Source organism: Streptomyces colonosanans (genome assembly GCF_001866645.1).
Classification (GTDB): Bacteria; Actinomycetota; Actinomycetes; order Streptomycetales; family Streptomycetaceae; genus Streptomyces; species Streptomyces colonosanans.
The window spans coordinates 91,186-103,688 of the sequence record NZ_MLYP01000050.1 but is presented as its reverse complement, the minus strand read 5'-3'; the positions used below and the strand labels follow the sequence as shown (position 1 = coordinate 103,688).

At 70.3% G+C, this 12,503-nt stretch carries 13 protein-coding genes and 1 pseudogene; 13 read left to right on the top strand and 1 reads right to left on the bottom strand.

Going from position 1 to position 12,503, the window contains the following annotated elements:
* Nucleotides 1–50: 50 nt before the first annotated feature.
* The 11 genes and pseudogenes from lepB (BIV24_RS20020) to BIV24_RS19975 all read left to right on the top strand — a co-directional run bounded on the left by lepB (BIV24_RS20020) (nucleotide 51) and on the right by BIV24_RS19975 (nucleotide 9,506).
* Nucleotides 51–767: a signal peptidase I gene (gene lepB / locus BIV24_RS20020; RefSeq protein WP_071367740.1), complete on the top strand. Its 717-nt coding sequence runs from the start codon at nucleotides 51–53 to the stop codon at nucleotides 765–767.
* A pseudogene (lepB, locus tag BIV24_RS32190) lies at nucleotides 760–1,791 on the top strand (signal peptidase I); the annotation flags it as partial. The gene lepB (BIV24_RS20020) and the pseudogene lepB (BIV24_RS32190), both read left to right, overlap by 8 nt.
* Nucleotides 1,691–2,641, top strand: a complete 951-nt coding sequence (gene lepB / locus BIV24_RS20015) for a signal peptidase I (protein ID WP_143064634.1) — start codon at nucleotides 1,691–1,693, stop codon at nucleotides 2,639–2,641. The pseudogene lepB (BIV24_RS32190) and the gene lepB (BIV24_RS20015), both read left to right, overlap by 101 nt.
* Nucleotides 2,642–2,721: 80 nt before the next feature.
* The gene (gene lepB, locus BIV24_RS20010) at nucleotides 2,722–3,465 is read left to right on the top strand and encodes a signal peptidase I (protein WP_071367738.1); all 744 of its coding nucleotides are present in this window, start codon (nucleotides 2,722–2,724) and stop codon (nucleotides 3,463–3,465) included.
* 43 nt (nucleotides 3,466–3,508) lie between these two features.
* On the top strand, nucleotides 3,509–4,024 hold the full coding sequence (locus BIV24_RS20005) for an NUDIX hydrolase (protein ID WP_071367796.1): 516 nt from the start codon (nucleotides 3,509–3,511) through the stop codon (nucleotides 4,022–4,024).
* Nucleotides 4,025–4,080: 56 nt separating this feature from the next.
* The gene (locus BIV24_RS20000; protein WP_003965949.1) at nucleotides 4,081–4,389 is read left to right on the top strand and encodes a DUF2469 domain-containing protein; all 309 of its coding nucleotides are present in this window, start codon (nucleotides 4,081–4,083) and stop codon (nucleotides 4,387–4,389) included.
* A 163-nt stretch (nucleotides 4,390–4,552) separates the two neighbouring features.
* Complete coding sequence (locus BIV24_RS19995; protein WP_071367737.1) at nucleotides 4,553–4,924, top strand: YraN family protein; 372 nt, start codon at nucleotides 4,553–4,555, stop codon at nucleotides 4,922–4,924.
* Nucleotides 4,924–6,549: a YifB family Mg chelatase-like AAA ATPase gene (locus BIV24_RS19990; protein ID WP_071367736.1), complete on the top strand. Its 1,626-nt coding sequence runs from the start codon at nucleotides 4,924–4,926 to the stop codon at nucleotides 6,547–6,549. The genes BIV24_RS19995 and BIV24_RS19990 overlap by 1 nt, the downstream gene beginning before the upstream one ends.
* Nucleotides 6,546–7,706, top strand: a complete 1,161-nt coding sequence (dprA, locus tag BIV24_RS19985; RefSeq protein WP_071367735.1) for a DNA-processing protein DprA — start codon at nucleotides 6,546–6,548, stop codon at nucleotides 7,704–7,706. The genes BIV24_RS19990 and dprA overlap by 4 nt, the downstream gene beginning before the upstream one ends.
* 269 nt (nucleotides 7,707–7,975) lie before the next feature.
* A complete protein-coding gene (gene whiG, locus BIV24_RS19980) occupies nucleotides 7,976–8,818 on the top strand; it encodes an RNA polymerase sigma factor WhiG (RefSeq protein WP_071367734.1) in 843 nt (280 codons plus the stop codon).
* A gap of 130 nt (nucleotides 8,819–8,948) precedes the next feature.
* On the top strand, nucleotides 8,949–9,506 hold the full coding sequence (locus BIV24_RS19975) for a TetR/AcrR family transcriptional regulator (protein WP_071367733.1): 558 nt from the start codon (nucleotides 8,949–8,951) through the stop codon (nucleotides 9,504–9,506).
* Nucleotides 9,507–9,541: 35 nt separating this feature from the next.
* Here BIV24_RS19975 and BIV24_RS19970 read toward each other — a convergent pair whose 3' ends face one another.
* Nucleotides 9,542–10,147 carry a M23 family metallopeptidase gene (locus BIV24_RS19970; protein WP_071367732.1) on the bottom strand — a complete coding sequence of 202 codons (606 nt, stop codon included), beginning with the start codon at nucleotides 10,145–10,147 and terminating at the stop codon, nucleotides 9,542–9,544.
* 273 nt (nucleotides 10,148–10,420) lie between these two features.
* Here BIV24_RS19970 and rpsB point away from each other — a divergent pair, with 273 nt between their 5' ends.
* Together rpsB and tsf are read left to right on the top strand one after the other, a co-directional pair.
* Nucleotides 10,421–11,332 carry a 30S ribosomal protein S2 gene (gene rpsB / locus BIV24_RS19965; protein WP_071367731.1) on the top strand — a complete coding sequence of 304 codons (912 nt, stop codon included), beginning with the start codon at nucleotides 10,421–10,423 and terminating at the stop codon, nucleotides 11,330–11,332.
* 170 nt (nucleotides 11,333–11,502) lie between these two features.
* The gene (gene tsf / locus BIV24_RS19960) at nucleotides 11,503–12,339 is read left to right on the top strand and encodes a translation elongation factor Ts (RefSeq protein ID WP_071367730.1); all 837 of its coding nucleotides are present in this window, start codon (nucleotides 11,503–11,505) and stop codon (nucleotides 12,337–12,339) included.
* Nucleotides 12,340–12,503: the final 164 nt, after the last annotated feature.

The following is a 12,503-nucleotide window of genomic DNA, read 5'->3' as shown; positions in this document are numbered from 1 at the left end:
TCCGGGCGAACCGGTCGGCGTGTATGGGGGCCGGATAGCATCTGGCCCCTATGGACACCGAAGCACAGCACACGGAGCGCGACCGCTCCTCCGACTCCGCCGATTCCGAGGAAACCTCGGACACGGCGGGCTCGGAGGGACGGTCGCGCTTCGCGTTGGTGTCCCGGATCGCCGACTGGCTGCCCGGTGGCCGGATCACCCTGACCGCGCTGGTCTGTCTGCTGTTCCTCCTTCTGCTCGGCACGTTCGTGGTGCAGCCGTTCGGTATCCCCAGCGGCTCGATGGAGCGCGGACTGAGGGTCGGGGACCGCGTGCTCGTCAACAAGTTGGCGTACCGTTTCGGATCGAAGCCGCAGCGGGGAGACGTCGTCGTCTTCGACGGCACCGGGTATTTCGGGGACGCCGACTACATCAAGCGGGTGGTCGGTGTGGGTGGAGACCATGTGGTCTGCTGCGACACGAAGGGGAGGCTCGAGGTGAACGGCCGGGCGGTCGACGAGTCGTCGTTTCTGTATCCCGGGGACAACCCGTCCGACGTCGCCTTCGACGTCGTCGTGCCCGACGGCACCCTCTTCGTGCTCGGCGACCACCGCCGCCACTCCAGCGACTCCCGTGACCACCTTGGCTCGCCGGGCGGCGGCATGATCCCCGTCGGTGCCGTGATCGGCAGGGCCGACTGGATCGCGTGGCCCTCCGCGCGCTGGCAGCACCTCACGCGTCCGGGTGGCTACGCGCGCGTGCCCGCCGCGGACGGCGCCCATGGGTAACCGCGGCAAAGCGCGCCGCACTCGGCGCGCCGCGAGTGGCGGTTCCACCGGGCGCAGCCGGGCCGAGCGGCGCAAGCTCCAGCGAAAGGTCAAGCGCAAAAGGAGGCGTTCCGCGGTCAAGGAGATACCTCTTCTGGCCGGCGTCGCCGTCCTCATAGCCTTGGTCCTGAAGACCTTCCTGGTGCAGGCCTTCGTGATCCCGTCGGGCTCCATGGAGAACACGATCCAGGTCGGCGACCGTGTCCTCGTCGACAAGCTGACCCCCTGGTTCGGCTCCAAGCCGCAGCGCGGCGACGTCGTCGTCTTCAGGGACCCCGGCCACTGGCTCGCGGGCGAGCAGACAGCCAAGAAGGACGACCCCGTCGTCGTCAAGCAGATCAAGGAAGGGCTCACCTGGATCGGCCTGCTGCCCTCCGACAACGACCGGGACCTCATCAAGCGGGTCGTGGCGGTCGGAGGTGACACGGTCAAGTGCTGTGATGCGCAGGGGCGTGTCACCGTCAACGGTGTGCCACTGAACGAGTCCTACATTCACCCGGGGAACAAACCTTCCGACCTGACGTTCTCGGTGACCGTTCCGCCGGGCCGTCTATGGGTCATGGGTGACCATCGCGACAACTCGGCCGACTCCCGCTATCACCGCACCGAGGCGTTCGGCGGTACCGTCTCGGAGAAGTCAGTCGTCGGCCGCGCCATGGTCATCGTCTGGCCCGTCGGGCACTGGACGCGCCTGGAGGAGCCGGACACGTATGCGTCGGTACCGAGCGGGTCGACCACCGCACTGGGACCGTCGCATAGGGTGGCCTCCGCGGATCGATACGGATTGATCCCCCTCCCGAGCCCTGCGGAACTCCCGCTCGTTATGGGAGTGGTGGGCCTGCGTCGACTGGGGCGCCGGCGGCGGTACGGAGTGAGGAGTGGATGTGGGGGATTTGGCGGTCGGCGCACGGTCCGGACACGACGGCCCCGAGGAGAAGCCAGAGCGACCAGGCGAGGCGGCTTCTCCGACCGAAGACCACGTCGGCTCCGGGAACGGTCCCTCGGACGGTGGCACGCAGGAGAGCGACGAGAAGGACCGCCCGCCGAAGAATCAGCGCTCCTTCTGGAAGGAACTTCCGCTCCTCATCGGCATCGCGCTGGTGCTCGCGCTGCTGATCAAGACGTTCCTGGTACAGGCGTTCTCGATCCCCTCGGACTCGATGCAGGACACCCTCCAGCAGGGTGACCGCGTCCTGGTCGACAAGCTGACCCCGTGGTTCGGCTCCGAGCCTTCGCGCGGTGAGGTCGTCGTCTTCCATGATCCGGACAACTGGCTGGTGGGCGAGCCCACCGCCAACCCGAACGCCCTCCAGACGGCCCTGAGCTGGATCGGCCTGATGCCGTCCGCTGAGGAGAAGGACCTGATCAAGCGGGTCGTCGGCGTCGCCGGTGACACCATCGAGTGCAAGGGCACCGGCCCGCTGATGGTCAACGGCCACGCGCTGAACGAGCCGTATGTGTACCCGGGCAACACCCCGTGCACCGTCGACACGGACGGCGGCCAGTTCAAGGTCACGGTGCCCCCGGGCAAAATCTGGGTCATGGGCGACCACCGGCAGAACTCGCTGGACTCCCGCTACCACCAGAAGGACAAGGACCAGGGCTTCGTGCCCGTGGACAACGTCGTGGGCCGCGCCATCGTGATCGCCTGGCCGCCCACCCGCTGGAACACGTTGCCGATCCCGGACACCTTCGACCAGAACCTCGGCACGATCGTGCCCGGAACGCTCGGCATGGTGGGCGCGGTGCCGCTGGTGCTGTGGCGCAGGCGCCGTCTCACCACGCGCCTCACGGCCGAAAACCCGAGGGTTTCTGGCCACGGTACCGCCGGGTAGGGTGCCGTCCCAGATCGCCGATCTTCCGTGGCCCGGCAGCGGGCCACGGGGTCGATTCTCCGACCTGGGGGAGCACTGGCATGAGCAGGACTGGTCGTACAGAAGAGGGCCGCGGACGGCTCGGCAGCATACTGTCGGGGCTGGCCGTGGCCCTCGGCTGTGTGCTCTTCTTCGGCGGGTTCGGCTGGGGTGCGATCGTCTACCGGCCGTACACCGTGCCGACCGACTCCATGTCGCCCACCATCGTCGCCGGTGACCGGGTCCTCGCCCAGCGCGTCGACGACGCCGACGTCCGGCGCGGCGATGTCGTCGTCTTCAAGCAGAAGAGCTGGGGCGACATGCCCATGGTCAAGCGGGTCGTGGCGGTCGGGGGCGACACGGTCGCCTGCTGCACCGACGGCAGGCTGACCGTCAACGGCAAGCAGATCCAGGAGTCGTACCTGGCCAAGGGCCAGGAAGCGGAATGGAAGAAGATCCCCACGATCACGGTCCCCCAGGGCAGGCTGTTTCTGCTCGGCGACGAGCGCGTCGGCTCCCTCGACTCCACGGCCCACCTCACCGAGGCCTTCAGCGGCACTGTGGCGCGCAGCGCGGTGGACGCCCGCGTGGACGCCGTGGCGTGGCCGATGAACGGCATGCTGGACCGCCCGACGGGCTTCGAGGCACTGGGCCCGATCTCGTCGCCCGGCCCCCTGCGGCTCATCCTCGGCGCGATCGTGGCAGGCGCGGTGCTCGTGTTGGGCGGCGCGGCGTACGGCCCGATCGCCCAGCGCGCGGGCAGGAAGCGCCGTACCACGCGGACGGAGCCGGCCGGTGTCCGCTGAGGCGTCCTCGCCCGCGGCCCCGTACGAGCCGTCCGGGGCCGCCGTGGGTCAGGGCGGGGCACAGGACACGTACGAAGGCGGGCTTCGCCGGGTGGCGCGGGTGGTGCTGCTCGACCCGCAGGACCGCATCCTGCTGCTGCACGGCCACGAGCCGGACGATCCGGCGGACGACTGGTGGTTCACCCCTGGAGGGGGACTGGAAGGCGACGAGACGCGCGCACAGGCCGCGCTGCGCGAACTGGCCGAGGAGACCGGTATCACGGACGTCGAACTGGGCCCGGTGCTGTGGCAGCGCAGGTGCTCCTTCCCGTTCGCCGGCCGCCGCTGGGACCAGGACGAGTGGTACTACCTGGCCCGAACGACCCAGACGGCCACGGCGGCGCAGAGCCTGACGGACCTGGAAAAGCGCAGCGTCGTCGGAGCACGGTGGTGGACGTGCCGGGAACTGGCCGCGGCACATGAGACCGTGTACCCGACGAGACTCGCCGAGCTGCTGCGCACGCTGTTCGACGAAGGCCCTCCGGCCAGGCCCGAGGTCCTCGACACCGAAATCGTCTAGGGGCTTGCGGGACTGGCGCACAATGGTGGGATCGCACGGCTGAAGGGGAACATGCCATGAGCGCCGAGGACCTCGAGAAGTACGAGACCGAGATGGAGCTGAAGCTCTACCGGGAGTACCGCGATGTCGTCGGTCTGTTCAAATACGTGATCGAGACTGAACGGCGTTTCTACCTCACCAACGACTACGAGATGCAGGTGCACTCGGTCCAGGGCGAGGTGTTCTTCGAGGTGTCCATGGCGGACGCCTGGGTGTGGGACATGTACCGGCCCGCTCGCTTCGTGAAACAGGTACGGGTCCTCACATTCAAGGACGTGAACATCGAGGAGCTGAACAAGAGCGATCTGGAGCTGCCGGGCGGGTGACGGGTGAGGCTGTCACCCGTGTGGACGGGTGGGGACATCTCCGTGAGGACGGGGCGTCCCCACTCCTGTGGGTGACGGAGTTGTCCACAATCGCTGAGTCGTCCACCGAGATCCACTTCGTGGAGCCGGATGCGTGACGGTTGGCGCCGGAGGTGGTGCCGACATGAACACATATCTGGCACGTAGCGCAGTAGGCAGGTACGGCGAGGAGTTGGCCGCCCGGCGACTGACCGGGGCCGGGATGACGGTCCTGGAGCGCAACTGGCGCTGCGGCAGGAGCGGCGAGATCGACATCGTGGCCCGGGACGGCGACGTCCTGGTCGTCTGCGAGGTGAAGACCCGCAGACGCGGCTGTTTCGAGCATCCGATGGCCGCCGTGACGCCGGTGAAGGCCGAGCGGCTGCGCTCTCTCGCCGAGCGCTGGATCCAGGCGCACGGCGGGGCGCCACCGGGCGGGGTCCGCGTCGACGTGGTCGGCGTGATCCTGCCCGACCGAGGGGCCCCGGTGGTCGAGCACGCGCGGGGGGTGGCGTGATGGGCTTCGCGCGTACGTGTTCCGTGGCCCTGGTCGGCGTCGAGGGCGTGGTGGTCGAGGTCCAGGCCGACCTCGAACCGGGCGTGGCGGCCTTCGCGCTGGTCGGACTGCCCGACAAGAGCCTGACGGAGAGCCGCGACCGGGTACGGGCGGCGGTGGTCAACTCGGGCGGCGAGTGGCCGCAGAAGAAGCTCACGGTCGGGCTGAGTCCCGCCTCCGTGCCCAAGGCAGGAAGCGGATTCGACCTCGCCGTAGCCTGCGCCGTGCTCGGTGCCGCGGAGCGGATCGACCCGCGGGTGCTCGCCGACATCGTGATGATCGGCGAGTTGGGCCTGGACGGCCGGGTGCGGCCCGTCCGGGGCATCCTGCCGGCGGTACTGGCCGCGGCGGACGCGGGCTACGAGCAGGTGGTCGTGCCGGAGTGCGCCGCCTCCGAGGCGTCGCTGGTACCCGGCGTGTCCGTGCTCGGTGTGCGCAGCCTGCGCCAGTTGATCGCCGTCCTCGCGGACGAGCCCGTACCCGACGAGGAGCCCGACGATCAGGGCTCCCCGGGCCCGCTCCTCGCCGGTCTGCGCGTACCGGGCGCCGGCGCGGCCACGGGGATGCGCAGCGTGGGCGCCCCGCAGCCCGACCAGGGGCATGACCTCGCCGACGTCGTGGGCCAGACCTCCGCGCGCACGGCGGTGGAGGTGGCCGCGGCGGGCGGACACCACCTGTTCCTGGAAGGGCCGCCCGGCGCCGGGAAGACGATGCTCGCGGAGCGGCTGCCCGCCGTCCTGCCCCGGCTCAGCCGGGAGGAGTCGCTGGAGGTCACGGCGGTTCACTCGGTGGCTGGCCTGCTTCCCCCGGGCAAGCCCCTGATCGACGTGGCCCCCTACTGCGCCCCGCACCACTCGGCCACCATGCAGGCCCTCGTCGGCGGCGGCCCCAATGTCGCCCGGCCCGGCGCCGTGTCGCTCTCTCATCGAGGGATCCTCTTTTTGGACGAAACTCCAGAGTTCAGCAGCCACGCCCTCGACGCGCTACGGCAGCCCCTGGAGTCGGGGCACGTCGTGATCGCGCGCAGCGCGGGCGTCGTGCGGTTCCCGGCGAAGTTCCTGATGGTGCTCGCGGCCAACCCCTGTCCCTGCGGCCGATTCTCGCAGCGCGACACCCTGTGCGAATGCCCGCCCTCGGCGGTCCGTCGCTATCAGGCCCGGCTCTCCGGCCCGCTCCTGGACCGGGTGGATCTTCGGGTGGAGGTGGACTCCGTCAGCCGCGCCGCGCTCACCGGGCGCGGCGCTCGGGGCGAGTCCACCGCAACGGTGGCCGACCGGGTGCGTGAGGCCAGGCAGAGGGCGGCGGCACGCCTTGCGGGCACCCCGTGGCGGACCAACAGCGAAGTGCCGGGGCGGGAGCTGCGCACCCGCTGGCGCGCCGCGAGCGGAGCGATGGACGAGGCCGAGCGCAGTCTGGAGCGGGGCGTGTTGACGGCCCGGGGGCTGGACCGGGTGCTGCGCGTGGCCTGGACCGTGGCGGACCTCGTGGGCCACGACCGGCCGGAGGCCTCGCACGTCGCCCTGGCGCTGCAACTGCGCACCGGGGTTCCGAGGGGCGTGCCGATGGCCATCGGGGCGCTGACATGAGCGGGAAGCTCGCTCCGGACGGCGAATGCTTCGCCCGGATGCTCCTCACCCGGGTCATCGAGCCCGGAGACGAGGTGGCAGGGCGCTGGCTGCGTGAACGCGGCGCCGAGGAGGTGGTCCGGCGGCTGCGCGAGGGCGGGAGGCGGCTGCCGGGGGTGACGGACAAGCGATGGGCCGGGATGCGGGCGCGAGCCGTGCGGGCCGAGCCGGAGCGGGACCGGGCCGCGGCGGGGGAGGCAGGGGTGCGATTCGTGTGCCCCGGCACGACCGAGTGGCCGGTGCAGCTCGACGACCTCGGTGACGGCCGGCCCGTCGGGCTCTGGGTGCGCGGGCGGCCCAGTCTGCGGATGTGGGCCCTCAGGTCCGTCGCGGTCGTGGGGGCGCGCGCCTGCACCGAGTACGGGGCGCACACGGCGGCCGACCTCGGCGCGGGGCTCGCGGAGCGCGGCTGGGTGGTGGTCTCCGGCGGAGCGTACGGCGTGGACGGCGCCGCCCACCGGGGCGCACTCGCGGCCGGCGGCGCCACCATCGCCGTGCTGGCCTGCGGTGTCGATCGGCCTTATCCGCGCGGCCACACCGAGTTGATCAGCAGGATCGCACACCAGGGGCTCGTCGTCGGGGAGTTACCGCCGGGCGACCATCCGACACCGAACAGATTCATCCTCAGAAACCGTGTGATCGCGGCCCTCACTCGGGGCACCGTGGTCGTCGAGGCGGCCTACCGCAGCGGCGCGCTGGTCACGGCACGCGCGGCGCAGCGGCTGGGCCGGTACGCGATGGGTGTGCCCGGACCGGTGACCAGCGGACTCTCGGCCGGTGTGCACGAATTGCTGCGCGGGGACGCCGTGCTGGTCTCCGACGCCGCGGATGTCGTCGAACTGGTCGGACAGATGGGCGAGCTGGCCCCGGAGCGGCGCGGGCCTCTCCTGCCGCGCGATCTGCTCGACCCCGCCGCCACCCAGGTGCTCGCGGCGCTGCCGGCCGGTGGCACCGCCGCGGCGGACGAGATCGCCCGTGAGGCGGGGACGACGGCCGACGACGTGGTCGGGAGACTGTACGAACTCCGATCACTTGGATTTGTCGAACGACACGGCGACGGCTGGAAGTTGACACGCCAGGCGACGATCCCCGTCCAGCCGGATCACGGTCGGTGTTGACCGAGCGTGATCGGCCGTCCGGGCGACCCCCGACAGCCTTGGCAATTCCCGTAGTTGACCGCCCCGGACATCACACAGGGCTATTCGTGCGCGCCCGGCGGAAGCTCCGCCACACCCGTTCGCGCACGGGTGATCCCCAGTCCTTCGCACACTGCGACACCGCAGTCACGCTACGCTCACGAGGTTCCGACGCAGACAGGCGTCTCCACATCAGACCGACAGCTCACCCAGGTATCCCCAGTTCACAGCAGAACGGCACAAGGCGACGAATGCCTCAGCACACCTCCGGGTCCGACCGGTCGGCGCATCCCCCAGCCGCCCGCGACGGCGGCACCGTGCGCCCGCCCGCTCCCTCGACGCTCGACGAGCTGTGGCGGTCGTACAAGGAGACGGGGGACGAGCGGTTGCGGGAGCAGCTGATCCTGCACTACTCGCCGCTGGTGAAGTACGTGGCGGGCCGGGTGAGCGTGGGGCTGCCGGCCAATGTGGAACAGGGGGACTTCGTCTCCTCGGGGGTGTTCGGACTGATCGACGCGATCGAGAAGTTCGACATCGACCGGGAGATCAAGTTCGAGACGTACGCCATCACGCGGATCCGCGGCGCGATGATCGACGAGCTGCGGGCGCTGGACTGGATTCCGCGGTCGGTACGGCAGAAGGCACGCAACGTGGAGCGGGCGTACGCGACCTTGGAGGCGAGGCTGCGGCGGACGCCGTCGGAGGGGGAGGTGGCGGCGGAGATGGGGATCGGCGTGGAGGAGCTCCACGCCGTCTTCAGCCAGCTCTCGCTCGCGAACGTGGTGGCGCTGGAAGAACTGCTGCATGTGGGGGGCGAGGGCGGAGACCGGCTGAGCCTCATGGACACCCTTGAGGACACGGCTGCGGACGACCCGGTGGAGGTCGCCGAGGACCGGGAGCTGCGGCGGTTCCTGGCGCGGGCGATCAACACGTTGCCCGAGCGGGAGAAGACCGTTGTCACGCTGTACTACTACGAGGGCCTCACGCTTGCCGAGATCGGGAATGTGCTGGGAGTGACCGAGAGCCGGGTCAGTCAGATCCACACCAAGTCCGTTCTGCAACTGCGGGCGAAGCTGGCCGGCTTCGGGCGCTGACGCGACGACGGCAAGCCGGCCGGTACGCCTGGCGGGCGGTGCCCGGGAGGGGTGTACGGAGCGCGGGCGGCTCCCGTCGGCGGCGGTCGGTCCGTACAGTGTTGGGGTGCCTAGGATTCGAGCGGCCTCTGTGGCCGAGCACCGGTCGATGCAGCGAGCCGCCCTGCTGGACGCGGCACGGTCCCTGCTGTCCGAGGGGGGTACGGAGGCGCTGACGTTCCCCGCCCTTGCCGAGCGGACGGGCCTCGCGCGCTCCTCCGTCTACGAGTATTTCCGCTCCCGAGCGGCCGTCGTCGAGGAACTGTGTGCGGTCGACTTCCCCGTCTGGGCGGCCGAGGTCGGGGCGGCGCTGGCCGCAGCGGACGGCCCCGAAGCGAAGGTCGAGGCCTATGTGCGCCGGCAGTTGGCGCTCGTGGGGGACCGGCGGCACCGGGCCGTGGTCGCCATTTCGGCGAGCGAGCTGGACGCCGGGGCTCGCGAGAAGATCCGCGCGGCGCACGGCGGACTCGTGGCGATGATCGTCGAGGTCCTGGGCGAGATCGGACACGATGAGCCCCGGCTGGCGGCGATGCTGCTCCAGGGCGTGGTCGACGCGGCGGTGCGGCGTATCGAGCTGGGTGCCGCGGAGGATCCGGCCACCATCACCGAGGCGGCGGTCGCGATGGCTCTGCGGGGCGTCCGGGGCTGAGCGCCGCACCGGGCACGGCGTACGACCGCTGGGCGTCATTCCCGCGGCACCGGTACCCGGTTCACCCGCAGCAGGCGGGCCGGGCCCCCGTGCAGCAGCCATGGCGGCAGCAGCGACAACGGGTTCAGATACGTCTCCCCCCTGCGCAGGCCCCAGTGCAGGCACGATGCGGCGCAGTGGGACACGGGCGGTTCCAGTACGCCCAGCACCTCGCCCGGAGCAACCTCGTCGCCGCTCTGCACGGACGCGCGGACCGGTTCGTAAGTCGTCCGCAGCGGGGGGTCGCCGGTGCCCGTCAGGTCGACGGAGACCGCGCCCCGCCCCGCCACCCTTCCCGCGAAGATCACCCGGCCGGCGGCGACCGCCCGGACCGGATCGCCCGCAGCAGCAGCCAGGTCCACGCCGCGGTGGCCCGGGCCGTACGCGGTCGCCGGGGGTTCCCAGCCCCGCAGGGCCACAGGGCGAGCGCCCACCGGCCAGTTCCGGGCAAGCGCCGGTACCGGCGCGTCGGGCTGCGGTGCGGGCGCCGCGGCCGGCCTCGGGCGGGACGGCGTGCCCGCCCACGCCACGGTGCTCAGCACGCTCACCGTCACAAGCAGCAGCACAGCAGGCCAGGCCCGTGGAAATCGTGTCAATCCCATGCGAGAACCGTCCCGCACACCGGGCGATCACGGCTGGGATCTGTGGGCGACGACCGTGTTGTGGACAGAGGCGTCACCCGCCGCTCCGCCCGTCCCTTACACTTCTTGTGGCGATCCGGGCCACCGGGTCGACTTCGCACGCCCCGACACCAGGCCATCACGAGGTCGGTGTCAGCGCTCCTCGGTCCTTTGCGGCACGGCGCATCGCGGGCGTCAGGCGCGAGTGCCATCCGGCACCCGCGGCACAACCGAGAAAACTCAAGGAGAACGGCCATGGCCGTCGTCACGATGCGGGAGCTGCTGGAGAGCGGCGTCCACTTCGGTCACCAGACCCGTCGCTGGAACCCGAAGATGAAGCGCTTCATCTTCACCGAGCGCAACGGCATCTACATCATCGACCTGCTCCAGTCGCTGTCGTACATCGACCGCGCCTACGAGTTCGTCAAGGAGACCGTCGCCCACGGCGGCACCGTCATGTTCGTCGGCACGAAGAAGCAGGCGCAGGAGGCCATCGCCGAGCAGGCCACCCGCGTCGGCATGCCGTACGTCAACCAGCGCTGGCTGGGCGGCATGCTCACCAACTTCTCGACCGTCTACAAGCGTCTGCAGCGCCTCAAGGAGCTCGAGCAGATCGACTTCGAGGACGTCGCGGCGTCGGGTCTGACCAAGAAGGAGCTCCTGGTCCTCTCCCGCGAGAAGGCCAAGCTGGAGAAGACCCTCGGTGGTATCCGCGAGATGCAGAAGGTGCCGAGCGCCGTCTGGATCGTGGACACCAAGAAGGAGCACATCGCGGTCGGCGAGGCCCGCAAGCTCAACATCCCGGTCGTCGCCATCCTCGACACCAACTGTGACCCCGACGAGGTCGACTACAAGATCCCGGGCAACGACGACGCGATCCGCTCCGTCACCCTGCTCACCCGTGTGATCGCCGACGCCGTCGCCGAGGGCCTCATCGCCCGTTCCGGTGTCGCCACCGAGGGCAAGGGTGAGAAGGCCGCGGGCGAGCCGCTCGCCGAGTGGGAGCGCGACCTGCTCGAGGGCGAGAAGAAGGCTGACGCCGAGAAGGCTGCCCCGGCTGCCGAGGCGGCGGCCGAGGCTCCGGCGGCCGAGGCTCCGGCGGCCGAGGCTCCGGCGGCCGAGGCTCCGGTTGCGGAGGCTCCGGCTGCCGAGGGCGAGCAGGCCTGACCTCAAGGGCCGTTCGGCTGATGTGAGGGCGGGTGGCGCCGACCGCGCCACCCGCCGTTCACCCGCAGCCCTGAGATCTTCGTAGCCCGTAGATCTTTGGCGGCCGCCCGCCCAAGCAGCGGCGGCCGCCGACTTCGAGACTTCGAACTCCGAGAAGAGATTCACAGATCATGGCGAACTACACCGCCGCCGACGTCAAGAAGCTCCGTGAGCTCACCGGCGCCGGCATGATGGACTGCAAGAAGGCGCTGGACGAGGCCGAGGGCAGCGTCGAGAAGGCCGTCGAGGCGCTCCGGATCAAGGGCCAGAAGGGCGTCGCCAAGCGCGAGGGCCGCTCCGCCGAGAACGGCGCCGTGGTCTCCATCATCGCTGACGACAACTCCTCCGGTGTCATCGTCGAGCTGAAGTGCGAGACCGACTTCGTCGCCAAGGGTGACAAGTTCCAGGCCGTGGCCAAGGCCATCGCCGAGCACGTCGCCAAGACCTCCCCGGCCGACCTCGAGGCCCTGCTCGCCTCCGAGATCGAGGCCGGCAAGACTGTCCAGGCGTTCGTCGACGAGGCCAACGCCAACCTGGGCGAGAAGATCGTCCTGGACCGCTTCGCGCAGTACGCCGACGGCTTCGTGGTGGCCTACATGCACCGCACCATGCCCGACCTGCCCCCGCAGATCGGTGTCCTGGTCGAGCTCGACAAGCCGAACGCCGAGGTCGCCAAGGGCATTGCCCAGCACATCGCCGCCTTCGCGCCGAAGTACCTCTCCAAGGACGAGGTCCCGGCCGAGGTCGTCGAGACCGAGCGCCGTATCGCCGAGGAGACCACCCGCGCCGAGGGCAAGCCCGAGGCCGCGATCGCCAAGATCGTCGAGGGTCGTCTCAACGGCTTCTTCAAGGACGCCACGCTGCTCGGCCAGCCGTACGCGCTGGACAACAAGAAGTCCGTCCAGAAGGTTCTGGACGAGGCGGGTGTCACCCTGAAGCGCTTCGCGCGCATCAAGGTCGGCATCTGAGTCCGTACCGCGATCGACGCCCGACCCCGATAGGGTCGAGAGCAGTCGCCCGGGTACGCCGCCCCGCACACATGCGTGGCGGACGACAACAGATCTGACGAGGAGGCCATTGCCGCGCATGGGATGCGAATCACCCACCGGCAATGGCCTTCTTCGTATGTGCA